This window comes from Tenacibaculum sp. MAR_2010_89 (assembly GCF_900105985.1).
In the GTDB taxonomy this organism is placed as follows: domain Bacteria; phylum Bacteroidota; class Bacteroidia; order Flavobacteriales; family Flavobacteriaceae; genus Polaribacter; species Polaribacter halocynthiae.
Window position 1 is genome coordinate 184,279 of sequence record NZ_FNUB01000005.1, and the last position, 22,070, is coordinate 206,348.

A 22,070-nucleotide genomic window follows, 5' to 3' on the forward strand; every position below is an offset into this window, starting at 1 on the left:
TTAAAAAAACAACTTGATTTAATTTTTTTTCATAAATTTGCACCCGCTAAAAACAGCTAACTAACTAACAAGCTACTAACAAGTATATTACAATTTTAAGGTTATTAATTTTTGAACTCCCCTTTTATGAAAAAAACACTTTTACTCGTAGTATTAGTAATGATTTCAGTTTTTAGTACTACAGCTCAAGAGGTCTGCGCATCTCCAGAAGATGAATCATTAGATTTAAATAGTATCACAAAATGTACTATTAAGCCATCTAAAAATTCGAAAGACAAAAAAACTAGACAAATTACAGTTAAAGTTTCAGCAAGAAGACGTTTTCTAAAGAAAAGAGAACCTATAAAAAAGCGTGCAGCTTCTAGTCTTGGAACATTAAACACAGCTGGTGTTAGTAAAATTGAAACTACTCCTAGTATTCAAAATGAAAAAATAAAAACTAAATCAGTTAGTTTAAAAAACAATATCGAAAGCTTAAAAGAAAAGTTATCTAAAGAAGAAGTTAGGAAAGCTTCAAGATTTACTGCTGTTGATAAAATACCTTCTTTTGACACTTGTAATAGTGCAAAAAAAGAAGATAGAATGAATTGTTTTAACACAGAAATGATTAAACATATTCAAAAGTATTTTAGATATCCTAGTGAGGCTGTAAGAGATCAAATTCAAGGTGAAGTTTGGGTTCGTTTTATTATTGACAAAAATGGATATGTAAGAAATATAAAAACTCTAGGGCCTAAAAATGGAGAAATCCTAAATGAAGAAGCTAAAAGAGTTGTAACCAAACTTTCACGTTTTAAACCTGCAAGAAGAGAAGGAGAAAAGGTATCTGTTAAATACGGCTTCCCTATTAACTTTTCTTTAGAAGAATAATTCCCAATCACTTTTATATTATAATTAAAATTAAAAAAAATGTTTAAAAAACAGTTAGCAATGATTGTTTTTACTTTATGCGTTATGGTTAGCTATGCGCAAGTAAAAATTAATGGAGTCGTTTACGATGAGTATTTAGAGCCGTTTTACAATGCTAAAATTACAAATGGTAAAAACTATGCATTATCTAATGAAGATGGAGAGTTTTCTATTACTATTAGTAACAAATTACCTCAAACGATAATTGTTTCTTCTTTTGGCTACAGAACTGAAACAATAGAAATTACTTCATTAGATCAAGAGGTAAACGTAATTCTTAAAGAAAATTTATTATTAGATCAAGTAGTTATTTCTGCTTCTAGAGTTCCGGAAAGAATTATAGAATCACCAGTAACTATTGAGAGGTTTGGTCTTAATGATATAAGAAAGAACACTTCAAATTCTTTTTATGATGGTTTAACAAACTTAAAAGGAATTAGCTCAAGAGAAGGTAGTTACGGTTTTAAATCTATTAACACAAGAGGTTTTGCTGATTTTAGCAACTCTCGTTTTGTTCAATTAGTAGATGGAATGGATACAGCTGCTCCTGCATTAAATTTTAGTGCGGGTAACTTATCTGGTGTATCTGAATTAGATATAAAAAGCGTTGAAATTTTACCTGGTGCGGCTTCTGCTTTATATGGAGCAAATGCATATAATGGTATTATGCTTTTAAATACTAAAAGCCCTTTTGATTTTACAGGTATCAACATACTTCTTAAAAGCGGGGTGATGAGTCAAGAAGCTGCAGGAAACAATACATTTTATGATGTTGCAGTAAGAATGGGTTACAAGTTTAGCGAAGCGTTTGCAGCAAAAGTTAACTTCTCATATTTTGAAGCTGAAGAATGGCATGCTAATGACTCTAGAAATAGAGAAGTAGATACAAACAAATTAATTGATGGATCACTTAACTCAACTCCAAACTATGATGGAGTTAATACTTATGGTGATGAATTATTTTATGGTTTATCTAATTTTAATGCATTTTTACAATCTGTTAGACCTGGAAGTCCAACGATACCAGCAGATCTTCTTCTTAGAAGAACTGGGTATGCTGAAAAAGATTTATTAAATAGCTATAAATCTAAAAATTTAAAATTTTCAGGTTCTTTACACTACAGACCTTTTAAAGATGAATCATTAGAAATTCAGTTAGCAACTAGACTAGGTATGGGAGACAATCTTTTCCAAGGAACTAGTAGATTTGCACAACGTAATTACTATATAGGACAATCAAAATTAGAAGTTAAAGGAGATAATTTTTATGTAAGAGGATATTACACAAGAAATGATGCAGGAAATAGTTATGATTTAACTAGAACAGGTATATACCTTACTGAAGCATCTACTCCATTTGGATCATATATCAATGATTATTTCATTCAAAGATACCTTAATAATCAAACTGTTGAAGCTTCAAGAAATTATGCTGACAGAAACAGATTACAGCCTGGCACGACTGCTTTTAATAGTGCTTTTAATAAAATAACAACTACTTTAATAACTGAAGAAGGTGGTAGTGCTATATATGACAAAAGTTCTTATCAACATTTAGAAGGTAACTATAACTTTAGAAGTTTATTAAACGATTGGGCTGATGTTCAAGTTGGTGGATCATTTAGAGAATATAATCCAGAATCAAAAGGTACTATCTTTAATGATAAAGATGAAGCAATAAGCGTTCAAGAATATGGTGTATACACCCAAGTTCAAAAGAAATTAATGGATGAAAGGTTAAAATTAACTGCTTCTCTTCGTTATGATAAATCAGAAAATTTTAAAGGAAATGTTTCTCCTCGTTTTGCAGTAAATTACTCTTTAGGTCAAGATAAAGATCATATCTTAAGAGCATCATTTCAAACTGGTTTCCGTAATCCTACGATACAAGAACAATATTTATTTTTAAACACAGGTGTTAAAACTAATGTTGGTTCTACTTCTGACAACTTAAGAAGAATTCAATATAGAAATGAGAATTTCTTCCCTGGTTTTGGTACTGTTATTACTGAAACAACTGGTAGTGATATTATAAACAATGCTTTATTAACAAGATCTGTTTATGACACAAACTTTATAAATGCGAACGGAAGCTTAATTAAATCTGATTATAAAGAAATTCAAGCTGAAGTTGTTAAAACTTTTGAACTTGGATATAGAAGCATACTACGTTTAAACAACAACACTAATTTAGATATTGATGTTAATGGTTTCTATAGTCAACATGATGATTTTGTGTTTTTTCAAGATGTAGTTGTTCCAAACTATGGAACAGTGATTGCAACTGGTCAATTAGATGCTGATGCTAATTTAGCTTTAAACCAAGGACACGTTCGTGAGTTTTACTTAATTACAAATAGTAAATCACAAGTAAAATCATACGGTTTCGGATTAGGAATGCATACTAAGTTCTTTAGAAATTATGACTTCGGAGTAAACTATAACTTTATTGATTACTCTTTCGAAGATGCTGATTTTGGTTCATTTGAACCTAATTTCAATACTCCAAAACATACAGTAAAAGTTCAGTTAGGTAATGATAAACTTTTCAAAAACTTTGGATTTAACATTAACGGTAGATGGTTAGATAGTCATAAATGGGTTTCACCTTTTGCTAAAGGAGATGTAGAAGCTAGAACTGTTCTTGACGCTCAATTAAACTATAGAATTCCTTCGTTAAAATCTAAATTTAAAATTGGTGGTACTAATATCTTTGGAAAAGAATATTTAGTTGCACCAGGATCTGGGAGAATTGGTAAATTATATTACATTTCTTGGACAATCAATAATTAAATCTCAATATTGTAACAACTTTTAAAAGTTACATATAAATATACTAAAGGTAGCAATATTAAATTGCTACCTTTTTTCATTTTACGAATTCATAAAAAGAGAATAATCAAAATTAAAACATATTTACAACTACTTCTCTTTCTAATTCAAAACATTAAATGCAACTAAGTTTTTTTTGTTTTTATTAACAAAAAATATAGTTAAAATTCTGCATCTTTGTAGTTATGCGAATATATCCTATAGAAACAGGAAATTTTAAACTAGATGGTGGAGCCATGTTTGGTGTTGTTCCTAAATCCATTTGGCAAAAAACCAATCCTGCTGACAGCAAAAACATGATTGATATGAGTTTGCGTTGTATGCTTATTGAAGATGGAGATAGACTTACACTTATTGACACTGGACTTGGAAACAAACAATCAGATAAATTTTTTGGTTACTATTATCTATTTGGAGACTTCTCTTTAGACTCTTCATTAGCTAAATATGGATTTCATAGAGATGATATTACGGATGTTTTTTTAACGCACTTACATTTTGATCATTGTGGTGGTGTTATTCAATGGAACAAAGACAGAACAGGATATATGCCTGCTTTTAAAAATGCTAAAGTTTGGAGTAATGATCGTCATTGGCAATGGGCTACTGAGCCCAACCCAAGAGAAAAAGCTTCCTTCTTAAAAGAAAATATATTGCCAATTGAAAAAAACGGACAGTTAAATTTTGTTCATAGAAACACGAAAGATCAAGTAGGATTTGATGTTGTTTTTGTTGATGGACATACAGAAAAACAAATGCTTCCTAAAATAATGTATCAAGGAAAAACCATTGTTTTTATGGCTGATTTACTTCCTACAGTTGGACATATACCACTTCCTTATGTAATGGGTTATGATACTAGACCATTACTTACAATAAAAGAAAAACAAGTGTTTTTAAACGAAGCAGCAGATAAAGATTTTTATTTGTTTTTAGAGCATGATGCTCATAATGAACTTTGTACTGTACAACATACAGAAAAAGGAGTTCGTTTAAAAGAAACTTATAAATTTATAGACATTTTTAATTAAGACAAAGATTATGAGAGTTTTGAAGCCAGTATTTTATTCGGCAATGGCAATTACAACCTTAGTAGGTTGTTCATCGGTAAGCAAAATGGCTGTACCAACAGGAGCTAATACTGTTATTAATATTCCTGCTAAAAAAGCCCCATTAACAGATTTCCAAAAAGACAATTGGCAACACTTAGATTTAGCTACTGATAGTATTCCTGGAATGAGTGTTGACAAAGCGTATACATTTTTACAAGGAAAAAAAAGTATTGAAGTTATTGTTGGTGTTGTTGACAGTGGTACAGATTTAAAACATGAAGATTTAAAAGATGTAGCATGGGTGAATAAAAAAGAAATTGCGGGTAACGGAATTGATGATGACAAAAATGGATATGTAGATGATATTAATGGATGGAACTTTTTAGGTAAATCATACAAAGAGCATTTAGAGTTCGAACGTATTTTAATGAAACCTTCAGTTGCAGATGCAGCAACATTAGCAGAAGTAAAAGCATATCAAGAAAACAAAGTAAATGAAGCTAAGCAAAACGAAAGTCGTTATGGACAAATGTTAAGCGGAGCTGAAAAAGCACACAAGGAACTTACAAAATACTTTGGTAAAGACAGCTACACTCCAGAAGAGGTTGGAGCTATTAACACAAACAATGAAGACTTAAAGAAGAGTATTGCTACAGCAAAGTTTTTGTATCAATTTGTTCCTTCATTACCAAAAGGTATTAAAGAATTATCTTCAATGGTAAGCAAAGCTAAAAAAACAATCAACGGTGATAATTTAAAAACAGACTACAGAACTGTTGTTGGTGATAATGCATATGACATTAACGACAAACCAGGTTCAGGTGATGGAAACACAGGTCATTCTAAAAAAGATGAAGCACATGGTTCACATGTGTCTGGAATTATAGGAGCTACTAGAAACAATGGTAAAGGTATGAATGGTGTTGCTAATAATGTTAAAATTATGGCAGTACGTTCAGTATCTGATGGTGATGAGTATGATAAAGATGTTGCTTTAGGTATTCGTTATGCTGTTGATAATGGTGCTAAAGTAATTAATACTAGTTTTGGTAAAGCGTTTTCTCCAAATAAAGAATGGGTATATGATGCTTTAAAATATGCTGCCAAAAAAGACGTGTTAATCGTAAACGCTGCTGGTAATGATGGAAAAAACATTGATATAGAAAAAACATTCCCTAATGATGCTCCTGATTTAGTAAACGAAATATCTGACAATGTATTAACATTAGGTGCAATGAGTGCTAATTATGATGAGAACTTACCTGCTAGCTTTTCTAACTATGGTAAAATAAACGTAGATGTTTTTGCTCCTGGTGTTCAAGTTCATTCTACTACACCTGATAATGAATATCAAAAATTTAGTGGAACTTCAATGGCAGCACCATCTGCTGCTGGTGTAGCTGCATTGGTTCGTTCATACTATCCAAAATTATCTGCTAGTCAGGTAAAACATATTTTAATGAACTCAGGTACTAAAATTGACTTAATGGTTACAAAACCAGGTTCAAAATCTAGAACAAATCCAAAAGGAGAATTAGTTCCTTTTTCAAGCTTATCTGTATCAGGTCGTGTAGTTAATGCATATAATGCTTTAAGAATGGCAGACAGAATGGTAAATGGAAGAAAATAATTACCAGAAAATAAGTATATTTGAAAAGAGCATTTTAAAAAATGCTCTTTTTTTATAAATAATTAAATAGAATGAAAAAATTATTTTTAGGGGTTTCATTAATATCGATGTTAGCTTGCGCATCAACCAACAAACAACAAACAATTTCAACTCCTCAAACAACTAAAACAAGCAGTAGCACATATTGGCAACAACGTGTAAACTACACAATGGATATTGATATGAATGTTAAAACATATCAATACAAAGGAATACAAAAATTAGTATACACCAATAACTCTCCTGATGTATTAAACAAAGTATTTTATCATTTATACTTTAATGCATTCCAGCCAAATTCTCAAATGGATGTTCGTTCTAGAAATATTAAAGATCCAGATAAAAGAGTTAACGACAGAATTAGCAAATTGTCTCCTTCTGAAATTGGGTATATTAAAGTTAATACATTAAAACAAAATGGATCTGCAGTAAAACATGAAACTGTGGGTACTATTTTAGAGGTTACTTTAAACCAACCTATTCAACCAGGAGAAAGTGTAACTTTTGATATGGTTTTTGACGCTCAAGTTCCTAAACAAATTCGTCGTTCTGGAAGAGATAACAAAGAAGGGGTTGCTTTATCAATGGCACAATGGTATCCTAAAATGGCTGAATATGATTTTGAAGGATGGCATACGCCTCCATATTTAGGTCGTGAATTCCATGGTGTATGGGGTGACTTTGATGTAACTCTTCATATTGACAAAAATTATGTTGTTGGAGGTACTGGTTATATTCAAAACCCTCAAGAAGTAGGTCATGGTTACGAAAACAAAAAAGAAGAACTAAACATTCCTTCAGGAAAAAAATTAACTTGGAAATTTAAAGCTCCTAATGTACACGATTTTACTTGGGCTGCTGACCCTGAGTATATTCATGATACGTATACTATGAAAAATGGTATTGATTTACATTTCTTATACAAAAAAAACTTATCCGCTTTTTATCAAGAAAACTGGAAAAAATTACAACCTAAAACTGCTGAACTAATGAATTACTTTAGCAAACATATAGGAGCATATCCATACAAACAGTACTCAGTAATTCAAGGTGGTGATGGCGGAATGGAATATGCTATGTGTACTTTAATTACTGGTAAACGTAAATGGGGTAGTTTATTTGGTGTTACAGCCCATGAATTAGCACATACTTGGTTTCAATTTTTACTAGCAACCAATGAAAGTAAGCACCCATGGATGGACGAAGGATTTACAACTCACATTTCAAACAAAGCTACCAATGAAATTTTAGAACAAGGAAGAGAAAATCCTCAATCAGGTTCATACAGGCATTATAACTATGTTGTAAACAACAATGCAGAAGAACCTTTATCAACTCATGCTGACAGATACCATACCAATATGGCTTATAGCATGGGAAGCTATTCTAAAGGAAATATCTTTTTAACACAACTTCAATACATTATTGGAGAAGAAAATGTGGCTAAAACTTTAAAAAAGTATTTTACTGATTTTTCTTTTAAACATCCAACACCAAATGATATTAAAAGAACTGCCGAAAAAGTATCTGGAATTCAATTAGATTGGTATTTGAATGAATGGACACAAACTACTCACACTATAGATTATGGAATTAAATCTGTTACCGGTAAAGAAATTACTTTAGAACGTATTGGACAAATGCCGATGCCTATTGATGTTACCGTTACTTATACAGATGGAACTAAAGAATCATTCAATATTCCATTACGTATGATGAGAGGTGAAAAACCAACTTCGGCAAAAACTCTTGAAGACTGGACATTTGCTCACCCAACTTACAGTTTTTCTACATCAAAAAATATTAAATCAGTTGAAATTGATCCATCAAAGTTAATGGCTGATATAAATCAAGAAAACAACGTATTTCAAACTAAATAACTTTTGAAATTAAAAAAGAATAAAAAAGGCGAAGAATATTCAATTTCTTCGTCTTTTTTATTCTTTTAATAATTCCTTTTGAAGATCAGTTGGAGATAACCCTGTGTTCTTTTTAACAAACAAGCTAAAATTTGAAGGACTATCAAAATTATAATTATAAGAAATCTCTTTAAGGTTAGTGTCTTTAAACATTAAATCTCTTTTTATTTCTAAAAGAACTGCATTATGAATAAACTTTAAAGGTGTAATACCATATTTATTTTTCACAATATCAGTTAATTTTTTAGACGTAATATTTAATTTCTCAGCATATTCATTAACCGTTTTGGTATTCAAATTTAGATTTACCAATTCAGTAAACTTAATTAAAGAACGATCATTTGTATTTTTAAACTTTCCTTTTTTAATTGTGCATTCTTCTAATTCATAAAGTAACGTAGATAATAAGTGAATAGATTTTTGTTTCAGAAAAACACTTTCTTCTTTTGTAATATTCCTTATAAGATTTAAAAAGGAAATACCTTTATTTATTAATAACTTATCGTTTTCAAAGATCACTTTAATATCTGAATGGTATTGAAGTGTTAATAATGAACTAACTTCTTCTGAAAAAATAGAGGTATTAAAAAACTGAATTAAAAAACCATCAGCATCCTCTTCTCTTTTTACTAAATGTACTTGCCTTGGTTTAATTAAATAACAACTATTATCTACTATTGGAACTTTATCAAAATCAATTAATTGGTAGCCTCCTCCTTTAACAAAAAACATAATTTCATAATAATTATGCCTATGAACAACATTATAATCATAGGTGTTTTTATGTGAAATAGGTTCAATATTTATAGTGAACTCATCTTTAATATTATGAAGAGGTATTTGATTGTTTAGCTTCATTAAAAAAAGGGGGTTAAATTAATAAGAAAAACGCTTTTTTTCATAACTCAGTGCCACTAGCACCAAGTTACTTTTGCTAAAAGTATAAATTTAATAGTAATTATGATGAAAAAAATATTTATTACACTTATTCTAATATTTTCTATAAATGTAGTTAGCGCACAAAACACATGGAAAGTTGACAAAGCACACTCTTCAATAACTTTTTCAGTATCTCATTTTATGATTTCTGAAGTTACTGGTAATTTTAATAGTTTTGACATCGATGCTGAAACAAATGAAAAATTTGAAAAACCAGTTTTTAAAGTATCAATAAACGCTGCCAGCATAAATACAAATCAAGAAGGTAGAGATAACCATTTAAAATCTCCTGATTTTTTTAATGTTAAAAAAAATCCTACAATTACATTTAATAGTAGTTCTTTTAAGGATTTAAATAATGGAAACTTCGAAACTAGTGGTACCATTACTATTAATGGAATTGCTAAAGAAATTACTTTTAAAGGAAAATTAAATGGTATTATTAAAGCACGAAGTGGAAAAAATAAAGCTGGATTAAAATTAACCTCAACTATTAAAAGAGAAGAGTTTAATTTAGGTAAAGGAATGTCTCCAATTGGTAAAGATGTTACTGTTACTATTAATATAGAAATGAACCAGCAATAAAAACTCCCTTATCCCTCTTTATTAAAGAGTGATGTTTTTTAAAGTCAAAAACTTGCATAAGTTTTTGACTTTTTTAATTATTTGAATGTATTTTTATACATATGAATCAAATAACAATAGACTTTTCATTCTACAGTATTTTAGATATTCTTTCAATATCTACAGCTTTTATGCTTGGTTTACTTTTTATAACTTCAAAATCAAACAATAAAAAAGCCAATATTTTTTTAGGTTTATTTCTCTGGTCATTAACTATTGAAATATTTGGTTCTTTTAGTCAATCAGTTAATGAACTTGAAAATTACAATAACATTCAATCATCATTATTTACAATCCCTTTTTTACTGTTATATACCATACAAACCTTAAATGAGAAGATTAAAGCTTATTGCTATTTATTATTCATACCCGGGTTTATTTTAAACTTTGTTCCTGTAGAAAATATAGTCACAAAATATTTTGAATATTTATTTAATATTCTGCTCTTAATTAATATTACAATAATTCTTAAGAAAAATCAAAATAGAATTGGTGATTTTTACTCTAACATAGAAAATAAAACATTTGTATGGCTTAAAGCAATAGTATACATATTTTTCACCTTTCATGTTCTTTGGGTTTCAGAAGATATTATCGAGTTAAAAAGTATAAAACTTACCCAATACTTTGCTTTTTTATCAACCATTTTAACCTTTATTATGATTTACTGGATAGGCTATAATGGTTTTACTCAATCTGATTTATTTAAGTTCTCTCTATTTATTAATGACAAAGCCTCTTTAGAAAAAACATATTCAAAAGAATCTTTTAGTATAATCTATGATAAAATTGAAATGGATAAGCTTTTTTTAACTTCTAATCTCACATTAAAAACATTGTCTGAAAAATTAGATATTAGAGAAAAAGAATTATCAAAACTTATTAATACCCACACAAATAAAAACTTTTACAATTTTATAAATCAATTTAGAGTGAATGAATTTAAAAAGCTTCTTTTATCACCTAAAGCTAAACAACTTTCAATTTTGGGTTTAGCAGAAGAAGCTGGTTTCTCCTCTAAATCAACTTTTTATTCTGCTTTTAAAAACCTAGAAGGAATAACCCCAAAACAATACCAAAACAATGTAAAAATGTCCGAATAAGAGTTATTCGGACTCATACTAATACTTCTAATACACTTTTGGTGATAGTTTTGTAGTTAAACCAAAAAACATATAAAATTAGAAGTTATGATTATCACAGTTAATAAAATTATTACTTTTTCACTACTATTCTTTTTTATCTCTTGCTCAGATAACAATCAGGTTAATAGCAATTCAACTTCGTTAGAATCATATTTAAAAGCTAATGCAGATTATGTACATAATATTAATGGTTTTTTCATAGTAGCTAGTGCAGTTAAACCAACATCAAACGAAACAACACCAGGAACAACTGGTAAAGATATTTTTGAGCATAGCGTTCGTTTATTTAGTAATTTCTTAGATCAAAATAATGACGGTTTAGTTGATGATGATAAAAAGGAATTAAACAAATGGTTAGCTCAAAAACTAGTTTTCATATCTGGTCCTTTAACTATGGTTGATAAAATATCAGCAGCAAACCTAGTTGAAGGGAAAGGGTTATACGGAATGAGTATGCAGACAGACAACTGGCCATATGTTAAAAACTATAACGGTAAAGGCTGGGAGTTTGCCAAACTAAACTCTTCCACTTGGCGACCTGAAATTTTTAATGCTCTTTGGGAAGAAACATTCCATACAATTACTGAAGCTTTTAGTAGAACAGACAGCGAGTTTAAATTTACCGAAGGAGGTACTTTAAGAAAGTATATGGATGATGATATTTTAGCAAAAACATATGATATTTCAGAGCAAAATGCTGCTGAAAATGGTAATTATGATAAAGTAACGGCAGTAAATGAATATATCCATCAAATTTGGGCAATCAACTTTGCAGGTCATGGTGACAAATTAAATTCCCACCAAAAAAAAGCATTAAATTTTATGGTTAAAAAAAATGTTCCCATGAAGTTATCAGCATCTTATAAACACATATTAGGTAATAGAGTAAAATAAAAATAATTAAAAAAATGAGAAAAATCATATATATATTCGCTTTAATCAGTGTTATAGCTTGCTCAAGAAATAACATAAACTCAACATTAAATTCCAAAATTTCGGTAGGAAATGACCCTAATTTTAAAATCATTAAAAATGATGATTCAGAACTTGCTAGTTTCAATAGAAAAGTAGTTGTATTTGGCATCGATATTTATGCAGCTCCGAAAGTTGAAGATAAAAAACTATTACACGCAGCAAATTTAATGGCACAATATTTAGATAATAATGAAGATGGTATAATTGACAACAAACTTGTAGTAGATAAAATGAAAGAAAATAAAGCGTTTCTTTTTTTATGGAAAACTCAAAATGACATGCCTTCAAACCAACCAAATGGAAGGCTTGGTCAAGATTTAGGTAATGACGAAACAATTCCTGAATGGCACACCAACGGATATACAGGAAGGTTTGATGCTGCAATCGAAGAGGTTTGGCATATTATAACTCATGCTGGCTATGCTAAAGCGTATCCTACAATTTTTGGAGAAAACTCAGGAACATCATTAAGTAATGCTATGGATATAGCTAGAGGAGGCAAATTTAATAGTATTCCAAATAATTATCCTACGAATGCTTGGTATACCTATGACGATACTACATGTACTTACGATTGTCAATCTACTGAATACATTTATTGGGCGATGACATCAATTTTAGGAGCGCAAAAAAACAGATTAAATGCTATTCAACATGAATGGAAATTAAACACAAAAGAAAAAGTAAAAACTACTGACAATACTATTTATACCTTATTAACAAATCCAGTTTACAAATTTCCAACAGTTCTGCCTGATGGTACTTATAAAAGGTAAAGTGCATTAAATTAAGGTTTTTAATGAAATATAAATCACCTCAACATTTTTACGTAATTTTGCACTTCAATTTTAGAGAAAATGTCAGAAGAAAAGAAATCATTAAACTTTATTGAACAAATAATTGAAGAAGATTTGGCTAATGGAATGCCTAAAGAAAATTTACGTTTTCGTTTTCCTCCTGAACCAAATGGATATTTACATATTGGACATACAAAAGCTATTGGAATTAGCTTTGGTTTAGGTGAAAAATATAATGCTCCTGTGAATCTTCGTTTTGATGATACAAATCCAGCAAAAGAAGAACAAGAGTATGTTGATGCCATAAAAAAGGATGTAACTTGGCTAGGATATCAATGGGAAAATGAATTATACTCATCTGACTATTTTCAACAATTATATGATTGGGCTGTTCAATTAATTAAAGATGGAAAAGCATATATAGATTCTCAATCTTCTGAAGAAATGCGTACACAAAAAGGAACTCCTACAGAGCATGGAGTTGCTAGCCCATATAGAAATAGAAGTGTTGAAGAGAATTTAGATTTATTCAACCGAATGAAAAATGGAGAGTTTGAAGAAGGCACACATGTTTTACGTGCAAAAATTGATATGACTTCTCCTAATATGTTAATGAGAGATCCATTAATGTATCGTATTCTAAAGAAAGCGCATCACAGAACAGGAAATGATTGGGTTATTTATCCTATGTACGATTGGACACATGGAGAAAGTGACTATATAGAACAAGTTTCACATTCATTATGTTCTTTAGAATTTAAACCTCATAGAGAATTATATAATTGGTTTCGTGATAATGTGTATGAATATAGTAAATCAGCATACCCAAACCCTCCTAAACAAAGAGAGTTTTCTCGTTTAAACTTAAGCTATACTATTATGAGTAAGCGAAAGTTATTAAAACTAGTTGAAGAAGGTGTAGTAAACGGATGGGATGACCCTCGTATGCCTACTATTTCTGGTTTACGCCGAAGAGGATACACGCCAGCTGCTATTCGTAATTTTATTGAAACTGTTGGAGTATCTAAACGTGAAAACATTATTGATGTTGCTTTACTTGAATTTAAAATACGTGAAGATTTAAACAAAACTGCCAATAGAGTGATGGGGGTTTTAGATCCTGTAAAAGTAATAATTGATAACTACCCTGAGGATAAAGAAGAAATTCTAATTGCAGAAAACAATCCTGAAGATGAAAACTCAGGAACAAGAATAGTTCCTTTTTCTAGAGAAATTTATATAGAACGTGAAGACTTTAGAGAAGAGGCTAACAAGAAGTTTTTCAGATTAAAGCTTGGTAAAGAAGTACGCTTAAAAAATGCTTATTTTATTACAGCTACTAGTTGTGAAAAAGATGAAAACGGAAATATTACAGTTATTCACTGTACCTATGATCCGTTAACAAAATCTGGTAGTGGTACTGAAGAGAGCAAACGTAAAGTGAAAGGAACATTGCATTGGGTCTCTATAAAACATGCTGTAAAAGCTGAAGTTAGAGCATATGATAGATTATTCTCTGATGAAGCACCAGACTCTCACAAAGACAAAGATTTTATGGAGTTTATCAATCCAAATTCTTTAGAAAAAATAACCGCTTTTGTTGAACCTAGTTTACAAACTTCAAAAATTGGAGATCGTTTTCAATTTCAACGCCTAGGGTATTTTAATGTAGATGATGATTCTACACCTGAAAATTTAGTGTTCAATAAAATTGTTGGATTACGTGATAATTGGGCAAAAACAAATAAAAAATAAGAATTACACATTTTTAATAAAATAAAAAACACGCTTTATTTAGCGTGTTTTTTTTATTCTATTACAAAACTTTCATTCTGTATCCAATTGGCTCTTAACTTAAATTCCTTAGGAAAATAAATAATACGTTCAGGGTGAATTCTTTTTAAGAAGTTACCAGTATCCCATTTATTATTATTGTTATCATCAATAATTGCTTTTACAGTATATTTTTTAGGCTCTAATAAGTTAAAAGTTAATTTTTTAGAATCTTTAATATATCGCGTTTTTATAACCTTGTTCTTTATCAACAATTGAATAATAACATTCTTCTTAGTCTTATTTTGAATATCTAAAATTATACTACCATAGTCCTCTACTTCTTTTGTACTAAATTGATAATTTAATGAATCATTTTTTGTTTCATATATATCTTTAAACCCAGCAGGTAAAACACTAAAATCGTAATCCATTTTAGGTTTTTTCTTAAATATTAAAGCTAATTTATTAATGTCCATTCTTTTTAATTGATAAGGTACATTAATAGTGTCTTTATCTACAAAAGAAACTTTTGATGTATCAATAGCTACAATAGGATTATTCCCTTCTAAAAATAATGTATCGTTTAAATGTAAAATTCCACTTACATTCGAGTTAATTAGTAACGAATCAATTTTCTTTTTTCTTAAACGAACAGTAATTGTATCAACAAAACCTTTATTACTAACAATAAAATTTAAAGAGTCTTTTTTTAATGGAGTATGCCAATATAACAGCGTGTCTTTCTCCTTTTCATATTGAAAATAAGACTTAAAATTAGCTGGCACTTTTGATAGTAATGATACTTTTAGGTTTTTTCTTTCACCATTAAAACCAAATTGAATTTTTCCTTTAAAAAGCTCTTTTCCTCTTTTAAATTTAAAAGGTTGTTTTTCTTTAAAAATCCTAATATCTTTTTTAATAATACTATCTCTAGGTAACATGATTGTATCTTTCAAAAAACCAATTTTATCAGTCTTAGCATTAAAAATATAATCATTGTTTGGTTCTTTTAAAGCCAATAACAAATATTTCCCTTTTTTAATATTTGAAAAGTTAAAATTAGTAGAATCTAGGGTACTAGTAACATAGTTGGGTTTTCTCTTGTAAATAATTGAATCGTTAAAGCTACTATCAATTTTATATAATAAAACACCTATACTATTTGCTGTTTTCTTCTTAAAAGCATCTGATATATTTCCTTTAATTTTTAATGAATCGATATATTTTCCAGTAGACAAAACATATTTAAAACTTTCTAGTTTATTATTCTCATTATTATCTTGAACTGCATTACCAAAATTAAATGTATACGTAGTATTAGCTTTTAAAGTATCTAAAATTTTAATATTTATATATTTACTTGGAGTACCCTGGGGAGTTATTAATGGAGGATTTTTTAAAGGTGGTGAAACCACTAATTGTTTTGTTAATTCTTTTAAAACAATATACTCATCAAAGTAAATACGTATGTTATCTTCCTTAAACTCTATACTTTCATAGGGTGGATTAGCAGTAACCATTATTGGTGCATTTTCATCTTTAGGGCCTCCTTCAGGCCTTCCTTTACGGGCACAACTTGTTATGAAAATAACTAGTAAAAGAATGTAAACTTTAATTATTTGCTTCACAAAATAAGTTTTTAATTCAACATCAAAAGTAGTAAAATAACATAAACGAATGTTTATCCTTTTTCAGTATATGCAATGGTACAAATACTAATACTTATATGCGCTGTTTTTAACAATTCATTACAACATGCTTCCAGTGTAGCACCAGTAGTAACAACATCATCTACTAATAATACATGTTTATTTTTAAAAATCTCAAGGTCGTTCAATTGAAATTTAGTATTATTTTTAGAAAAACGCTCAAACCGCTGATGTAATGTTTGTGTTTTAGCTTTTGATGTACGTAAAAGTTTGTTTGGAATATAAGTAATTTCTAAATCAGTACTTAACGTTTTAGCAAATTTTGTAACTTGGTTATACCCTCTTTGCTTTTCTTTTGAAATATGTAAAGGCACAGGAATTATATAATCAACATTAGAAAAAATCTTTTTCTTTTTTAATTCATAGGCAAACCAGCTTCCAAAAAAAATGCCAATGTTTTCTTGATTTTTATATTTTAGTTCATGTATTATTTTTTGTGTAATACCCTCTTTATTATAATATAAAAAAGAGTGTATACTGCTTATAGGAACTCTACCATAAAAAATAGTTTGTAACATTTGTTGTGTTACCTCGTTATTATTTATAATTGGTAAGCTATGTTTACAACTTGTACATAAAAACAATTCTGTTTTTAATAAGTTTGTTGAACAATTTATACATAAATTAGGAAAAAATAAATAGAATATATCTTTTAAAAATTGCATCTTTACTGGCAAGTTTTTAAGAGAAAGATACAAAAATTATAACACTTTATTTTGGGGAGAAAATTCAAGTTTTTTAAAGAGGCCGTAAAAAATTATAAAACTTCTGGTACTGTAGTTCCAAGTTCTAAATATTTAGCAAACAGAATGACAACTACAATAAATTTTGAAAAAGCAGATGTTATTGTTGAATTAGGTTCTGGTAATGGAGCAATTACTAAAAATATATTACAAAAAATACAACCTCATACTACTTTAATTTGTTTTGAAATAAATGATGCTTTTTATAATGAATTAAAGAAAATAAATCACCCACGATTAATTGTATTAAAAGAATCTGCCGAAAAAATTGACGAACTACTTAAAAAATTAGGATTTAATGATGCTAGTTATATCATTTCTAGCTTACCCTTAACAATTATTCCTAAAAAAATATCTAATACTATTTTACAAAAAAGTTATACTGCTTTAAATAAAAACGGATTATTTATTCAATATCAATATAGCCTTTCTTACTACAAAAAACTTAAAGATGTTTTTGGAAAAAACATTACTTTAAGTTTCGAAACTTTAAATTTTCCTCCTGCTTTTGTATACAAATGTGCTAAAAAATAGTATTTTAGCGCAGAACACGTTATATTGTTCATCATAATTTCCCCTTAGTGATGGCTGTAAAAAATTTTAAAAACAAAGGTTTAATCGCCTTTTTGCTTTTTTTAATAATTGCAATAGGTTTTTTAGCATATCAAAATGCTAGAGATTTCTCGCAACTTAAAGGCGCCTTTGACTCTGAAAAACAAGAGTTAGAGGGAGAACTAGATAATGTTATTAAAGACTATCAAAGCGCTATTGACAGAAATGACAACTACACTTTAAATCTTAATAAAGAATTATTAAAAGTAGTACTACTTAAAGATACTATTAAAAACTTAAAAACATCCAATTATAGTTTATTAAGGTTTTACAGAAAAAGAATTACAACTTTAGAAGAGGAAAATAAAAAACTATTAGGTAAATTAGACTCTTTAAACTCTATAAACAAGGAGCTATTCACTGAAAATGATAGTGTTAAAGGTGTTTTAACAAAAAAAGAACATTTAAATTCAAGACTCTCTAGAAGTAATAGAATTTTAACTAAAAAAGTAGCTTCAGCAGAAGTTTTAGAAGTTGAAAAAGTAGTTATTGATGCCATGAAAAAGAGAAGTAGTGGAAAAATGACTACTACTTATAGATCGTGGAAAGCTTGTGGTTTTAAAATACAATTTGATTTACTTGAAAATAAAATAATTGACAAGGGATCTAAACCAATTCACATACAATTAATTAACCCTAAAAATGAAATAGTTGCTATAAAAGGAAAAGTAAAACTAAAAAATGGTAAAAGAATTATTTTTAGCGACTTTATAAGTGCTGATTACTATAATAAAAAGTTATCTGTAATGTCATTTATTAAAGTTAATAAAGATAAATTAGAAAAAGGAATCTATAAAGTAAACATATATGTAAATAAGATATTTATAAAAAAATCAACTATTAAACTAAAATAAACTTTTAAATCCCCCTTAACATGAATTCAAGAACCATTAAAAATATCGCTTTAATCGTTTTATTAATCTTAATTCTATTTTTAACTCTAAATTCTTTCAAAAAATCTAGTGATCTAAAACATTTACAAAATGTTTTTACAGAAGAAAAAGCTGATTTAAAAAACAATTTAGATGAGATGATTAAAGATTACACTGATGTAGTTATCAGAAAAAAAAGTCTTTCTAAAAGGTTACGTGTAGAAATACAAAAAATGAAAGATTTAAGAGATTCTGTAGCAAACTTAAAAGGAGACAACTATAACTTAATAAGACGCTATAGAAGTAAAATAAGTAGCCTTGAAAGAGAAAACAGAAGGTTATTTATTAAAATCGATTCTCTTAATACAGCAAATGAAGTATTAGCACAAGAAAACGTTATAACAAACGAAATTCTTAGTCAAAAAGAAACAATTAATACTGAATTAACTGAAAAATATAAAAAACTAGAAGAAAAAGTAGCAGTTGCCTCAAAAATTGACATAAGTCCTTTAAAAGCTATTGCTATGAAAGAAAGAAGTAGTGGAAAACTAACTTCTACTTCAAGGTCTAGTAGAACTGATGCTTTTAGAATAAATTTTGATTTACTTGAAAATGAAGTTACAAAATCAGGTAAAAAGATGGTTTATATTCAAATAATTGATAAAGACAAAAAAGTAATTACACCTAAAGGTAAAGCACGTTTAAACAATGGAGCAAGAATTATGTATAGTGATTCTGTTACTGTTAACTATAACAATGACAAACTTAGCTTAGTATCATTTGTATTGGTAAATAGAGATGATATTAATAAAGGGAAGTATACTATTAGCGCTTTTGTTGATGGTGAATATTCTGGTAACTCAGTCGTAAGTCTTAGATAAAAATCTTTAAAAATGAAAAAATGTAGTGAAGATTAAAAAATCTTCACTTTTTTTTATGTAATTAACAATAGTTTAAAAGCTTATTATATTTTTGCAGTATGGCAAAACAAGAAGATCAATTTAAAAAGGTAATATCACACGCTAAAGAATATGGTTATATTTTTCAATCATCTGAAATTTATGACGGATTAAGTGCTGTGTATGACTACGCCCAAAATGGAGTAGAATTAAAGAAAAATATTCGCGACTATTGGTGGAAAGCAATGGTACAAATGCATGAAAATATTGTAGGTATAGATGCCTCTATATTAATGCACCCAACCACATGGAAAGCTTCCGGCCACGTAGATGCTTTTAATGACCCTTTAATTGATAACAAAGACAGTAAAAAGCGTTATAGAGCAGATGTTTTAATTGAAGACTATTGTGCTAAAATTGAAAACAAAATTGAAAAAGAGGTTAAAAAAGCTGAAAAACGATTTGGCGACTCTTTTAATAAAGAAGAATTCGTTACAACTAACGGACGCGTTTTAGGATATCAAGAAAAAATTAATACCATTTTAAGTAGGTTAGGTAAATCATTAGAAAATGAAGATTTAGCCGACGTAAAAACTTTAATTGAAGAGTTAGAAATTGCTGACCCTTTAACAGGAAGTAAAAATTGGACAGATGTTAAACAATTTAATTTAATGTTTGGAACCAAGTTAGGTGCTTCTGCTGAAAGTGCCATGAATTTATATTTACGCCCTGAAACAGCACAAGGTATTTTTGTTAACTTTTTAAACGTTCAAAAAACTGGACGTATGAAAATACCTTTTGGAATAGCACAAACTGGTAAAGCTTTTCGTAATGAAATTGTAGCTCGTCAGTTTATATTTAGAATGCGTGAATTTGAGCAAATGGAAATGCAATTTTTTGTAAAACCTGGAACTCAAAAAGAATGGTATGAACAATGGAAAGAAAACCGTTTAAAATGGCACTTATCATTAGGTATAAACAAAGATAACTACCGTTTTCACGATCATGAAAAATTAGCTCATTATGCTGATGCTGCTGCAGATATTGAATTTAAATTTCCTTTTGGTTTTAAAGAGTTAGAAGGTATTCACTCACGTACTGATTTTGATTTAAAAGCACATGAAGAGCATTCTGGTAAAAAATTACAATACTTTGATCCTGAAGAAAACAAAAACTACGTGCCATATGTAGTTGAAACTTCTATTGGATTGGATAGAATGTTTTTAGCTGTTTTCTCTAATTCATTACAAGAAGAAGAGTTAGAAAATGGGACTACAAGAACTGTTTTAAAATTACCTGCAGTTTTAGCTCCTACAAAAGCCGCTATTTTACCTTTAGTTAAGAAAGACGGATTACCAGAGGTGGCTCGTAAAATTGTTGAAGATTTAAAATGGGACTTCAATGTAGCTTATGATGAAAAAGATGCTGTTGGGCGTCGTTACCGACGTCAAGATGCTGCTGGTACTCCTTTTTGTATTACTGTTGATCATGATACTTTAGAAGATAATATGGTTACCATACGTCATAGAGATACCATGGAACAAAATCGTGTTAAAATTGAAGAGCTTAGAGCTATAATTAAACAAGAAGTTGATGTACGTTCTTGGTTAATGAAAATGTAAGTTTTCTACTATATATATTAAAAAGCCTATCATTAATTTGATAGGTTTTTCTTTTGTAGGTTACAAAGAAAAAAGAGTTCAACAATTGTACTTTCGGTATATTTAACAAACCATAAAAAGTTCGTCATTACGAATGAAACCTAGTGAAATAAAGTAATCTAATAATTGATTTACAGATTGCTTCTTTCCTTCTCTAGTTCCCGCTAGTTTGCAACTAGTGGCTAACAAGTTTAGTTTTATTTTGTTAAACTAAAATATAAAATCTATAGTATAGAACTACATTTGATTTTTAATAATTACACCCCTTAATCTTTTATATTTTTATCTTAAAAAATTAATATATAAGATAGTTTTGGAGTAAAAAAGCCATAACATTTTACCGTTATGACTTTATATTTTATTTCTCTTACCGCTTACTCATATACGCCACTAGTTGCAAACTAGCGGGAGCGGGGGAGTATTTATCATTTTAATTTAACCATTCTATATTATTACTCTCACTTTTAAATTCAATTATGCATGATTTTATTATAGTTATAAAATCACTATGGCTTATTTCTAAAACATTTGAATCCATTTCAATAAAATCATTTTCTGATAAATTAAAATTTTCAGGGTATCCTGAAGGTTTCAGTGATATAGCACTATATTCTGTTGTAGCCCCATAACTAATACATAATAAGTTGTTAGGCTCTTTTATCACTACTTTAATACAGCCAATATATTGATCGGAAAAATCAAAAGGTAGGAATATTTCTTTCCTCCCTTTATCTAGTTCTATTAACCAATTCTCTAATAAATTAATTATATTAAGATTAGCTTTTCTTAAAGATTCATCATTAGGGTTAAATTTTTTATCGATAGCAAAGAAATAAGTATCAACTACTTGTTTAAATCCTGATTTAAAAATTTCAAAAACTAAATTATTATGACCTCCTAATTTTACGTTATCTCTATAAATTTTAAACATAATATC

The 22,070-nt window shown here is 28.8% G+C and carries 18 protein-coding genes; 14 read left to right on the forward strand and 4 right to left on the reverse strand.

Annotation, left to right across the window (positions count from 1 at the left end; genetic code table 11):
• Window positions 1–126: 126 nt before the first annotated feature.
• The 5 genes from BLV71_RS04510 to BLV71_RS04530 all read left to right on the forward strand — a co-directional run bounded on the left by BLV71_RS04510 (window position 127) and on the right by BLV71_RS04530 (window position 8,342).
• A complete protein-coding gene (locus tag BLV71_RS04510) occupies window positions 127–870 on the forward strand; it encodes an energy transducer TonB (protein ID WP_093869395.1) in 744 nt (247 codons plus the stop codon).
• A 39-nt stretch (window positions 871–909) separates the two neighbouring features.
• The gene (locus BLV71_RS04515; RefSeq protein WP_093869396.1) at window positions 910–3,702 is read left to right on the forward strand and encodes a TonB-dependent receptor; all 2,793 of its coding nucleotides are present in this window, start codon (window positions 910–912) and stop codon (window positions 3,700–3,702) included.
• A gap of 224 nt (window positions 3,703–3,926) precedes the next feature.
• Window positions 3,927–4,772: an MBL fold metallo-hydrolase gene (locus BLV71_RS04520; RefSeq protein WP_093869397.1), complete on the forward strand. Its 846-nt coding sequence runs from the start codon at window positions 3,927–3,929 to the stop codon at window positions 4,770–4,772.
• A gap of 10 nt (window positions 4,773–4,782) precedes the next feature.
• Window positions 4,783–6,423 carry a S8 family peptidase gene (locus tag BLV71_RS04525; protein ID WP_093869398.1) on the forward strand — a complete coding sequence of 547 codons (1,641 nt, stop codon included), beginning with the start codon at window positions 4,783–4,785 and terminating at the stop codon, window positions 6,421–6,423.
• Between the two features lie 71 nt (window positions 6,424–6,494).
• Complete coding sequence (locus BLV71_RS04530) at window positions 6,495–8,342, forward strand: M1 family metallopeptidase (protein ID WP_093869399.1); 1,848 nt, start codon at window positions 6,495–6,497, stop codon at window positions 8,340–8,342.
• Window positions 8,343–8,399: 57 nt separating this feature from the next.
• On the opposite strand, the gene BLV71_RS04535 is transcribed toward BLV71_RS04530, so the two are convergent.
• Window positions 8,400–9,239, reverse strand: coding sequence for an AraC family transcriptional regulator (locus tag BLV71_RS04535; RefSeq protein ID WP_093869400.1), 840 nt, complete (start codon window positions 9,237–9,239; stop codon window positions 8,400–8,402).
• 102 nt (window positions 9,240–9,341) lie between these two features.
• Between BLV71_RS04535 and BLV71_RS04540 the strand changes: the two genes are divergently transcribed.
• From BLV71_RS04540 to BLV71_RS04560, 5 genes are all read left to right on the forward strand, one after another.
• On the forward strand, window positions 9,342–9,905 hold the full coding sequence (locus tag BLV71_RS04540) for a YceI family protein (protein WP_093869401.1): 564 nt from the start codon (window positions 9,342–9,344) through the stop codon (window positions 9,903–9,905).
• 101 nt (window positions 9,906–10,006) lie between these two features.
• Entirely contained in the window at window positions 10,007–11,047 is a 1,041-nt protein-coding gene (locus BLV71_RS04545; RefSeq protein ID WP_093869402.1) for a helix-turn-helix domain-containing protein, read from the forward strand.
• A gap of 87 nt (window positions 11,048–11,134) precedes the next feature.
• Complete coding sequence (locus tag BLV71_RS04550; protein WP_093869403.1) at window positions 11,135–11,983, forward strand: hypothetical protein; 849 nt, start codon at window positions 11,135–11,137, stop codon at window positions 11,981–11,983.
• A 14-nt stretch (window positions 11,984–11,997) separates the two neighbouring features.
• Complete coding sequence (locus BLV71_RS04555) at window positions 11,998–12,840, forward strand: hypothetical protein (RefSeq protein WP_093869404.1); 843 nt, start codon at window positions 11,998–12,000, stop codon at window positions 12,838–12,840.
• Between the two features lie 81 nt (window positions 12,841–12,921).
• Window positions 12,922–14,616, forward strand: coding sequence for a glutamine--tRNA ligase/YqeY domain fusion protein (locus tag BLV71_RS04560; protein WP_093869405.1), 1,695 nt, complete (start codon window positions 12,922–12,924; stop codon window positions 14,614–14,616).
• Window positions 14,617–14,669: 53 nt separating this feature from the next.
• Here the strand turns inward: BLV71_RS04560 and BLV71_RS04565 are convergent, their stop codons facing one another.
• Together BLV71_RS04565 and BLV71_RS04570 are read right to left on the reverse strand one after the other, a co-directional pair.
• A complete protein-coding gene (locus BLV71_RS04565; RefSeq protein WP_093869406.1) occupies window positions 14,670–16,265 on the reverse strand; it encodes an Ig-like domain-containing domain in 1,596 nt (531 codons plus the stop codon).
• A 53-nt stretch (window positions 16,266–16,318) separates the two neighbouring features.
• Window positions 16,319–17,011 carry a ComF family protein gene (locus BLV71_RS04570; RefSeq protein WP_093869407.1) on the reverse strand — a complete coding sequence of 231 codons (693 nt, stop codon included), beginning with the start codon at window positions 17,009–17,011 and terminating at the stop codon, window positions 16,319–16,321.
• Window positions 17,012–17,062: 51 nt separating this feature from the next.
• On the opposite strand from BLV71_RS04570, the gene BLV71_RS04575 reads away from it, so the two are divergent.
• The 4 genes from BLV71_RS04575 to BLV71_RS04590 all read left to right on the forward strand — a co-directional run bounded on the left by BLV71_RS04575 (window position 17,063) and on the right by BLV71_RS04590 (window position 21,094).
• On the forward strand, window positions 17,063–17,623 hold the full coding sequence (locus BLV71_RS04575; protein ID WP_093869408.1) for a class I SAM-dependent methyltransferase: 561 nt from the start codon (window positions 17,063–17,065) through the stop codon (window positions 17,621–17,623).
• Window positions 17,624–17,673: 50 nt separating this feature from the next.
• Window positions 17,674–18,555 carry a hypothetical protein gene (locus BLV71_RS04580; RefSeq protein WP_093869409.1) on the forward strand — a complete coding sequence of 294 codons (882 nt, stop codon included), beginning with the start codon at window positions 17,674–17,676 and terminating at the stop codon, window positions 18,553–18,555.
• A 20-nt stretch (window positions 18,556–18,575) separates the two neighbouring features.
• A complete protein-coding gene (locus BLV71_RS04585) occupies window positions 18,576–19,454 on the forward strand; it encodes a hypothetical protein (protein WP_093869410.1) in 879 nt (292 codons plus the stop codon).
• A gap of 98 nt (window positions 19,455–19,552) precedes the next feature.
• Entirely contained in the window at window positions 19,553–21,094 is a 1,542-nt protein-coding gene (locus BLV71_RS04590; RefSeq protein WP_093869411.1) for a glycine--tRNA ligase, read from the forward strand.
• 469 nt (window positions 21,095–21,563) lie between these two features.
• On the opposite strand, the gene BLV71_RS04595 is transcribed toward BLV71_RS04590, so the two are convergent.
• A complete protein-coding gene (locus BLV71_RS04595; RefSeq protein WP_093869412.1) occupies window positions 21,564–22,064 on the reverse strand; it encodes a hypothetical protein in 501 nt (166 codons plus the stop codon).
• Window positions 22,065–22,070 lie beyond the last annotated feature (6 nt).

Excerpts from the sequence above, each read along its gene's own strand:
- BLV71_RS04510 (WP_093869395.1), top strand. The coding sequence starts at position 127 with ATGAAAAAAACACTTTTACTCGTAGTATTAGTAATGATTTCAGTTTTT.
- BLV71_RS04515 (WP_093869396.1), top strand. The coding sequence starts at position 910 with ATGTTTAAAAAACAGTTAGCAATGATTGTTTTTACTTTATGCGTTATG.
- BLV71_RS04520 (WP_093869397.1), top strand. The coding sequence starts at position 3,927 with ATGCGAATATATCCTATAGAAACAGGAAATTTTAAACTAGATGGTGGA.
- BLV71_RS04525 (WP_093869398.1), top strand. The coding sequence starts at position 4,783 with ATGAGAGTTTTGAAGCCAGTATTTTATTCGGCAATGGCAATTACAACC.
- BLV71_RS04530 (WP_093869399.1), top strand. The coding sequence starts at position 6,495 with ATGAAAAAATTATTTTTAGGGGTTTCATTAATATCGATGTTAGCTTGC.
- BLV71_RS04535 (WP_093869400.1), bottom strand. The coding sequence starts at position 9,239 with ATGAAGCTAAACAATCAAATACCTCTTCATAATATTAAAGATGAGTTC.
- BLV71_RS04540 (WP_093869401.1), top strand. The coding sequence starts at position 9,342 with ATGATGAAAAAAATATTTATTACACTTATTCTAATATTTTCTATAAAT.
- BLV71_RS04545 (WP_093869402.1), top strand. The coding sequence starts at position 10,007 with ATGAATCAAATAACAATAGACTTTTCATTCTACAGTATTTTAGATATT.
- BLV71_RS04550 (WP_093869403.1), top strand. The coding sequence starts at position 11,135 with ATGATTATCACAGTTAATAAAATTATTACTTTTTCACTACTATTCTTT.
- BLV71_RS04555 (WP_093869404.1), top strand. The coding sequence starts at position 11,998 with ATGAGAAAAATCATATATATATTCGCTTTAATCAGTGTTATAGCTTGC.
- BLV71_RS04560 (WP_093869405.1), top strand. The coding sequence starts at position 12,922 with ATGTCAGAAGAAAAGAAATCATTAAACTTTATTGAACAAATAATTGAA.
- BLV71_RS04570 (WP_093869407.1), bottom strand. The coding sequence starts at position 17,011 with ATGCAATTTTTAAAAGATATATTCTATTTATTTTTTCCTAATTTATGT.
- BLV71_RS04580 (WP_093869409.1), top strand. The coding sequence starts at position 17,674 with ATGGCTGTAAAAAATTTTAAAAACAAAGGTTTAATCGCCTTTTTGCTT.
- BLV71_RS04585 (WP_093869410.1), top strand. The coding sequence starts at position 18,576 with ATGAATTCAAGAACCATTAAAAATATCGCTTTAATCGTTTTATTAATC.
- BLV71_RS04590 (WP_093869411.1), top strand. The coding sequence starts at position 19,553 with ATGGCAAAACAAGAAGATCAATTTAAAAAGGTAATATCACACGCTAAA.
- BLV71_RS04595 (WP_093869412.1), bottom strand. The coding sequence starts at position 22,064 with ATGTTTAAAATTTATAGAGATAACGTAAAATTAGGAGGTCATAATAAT.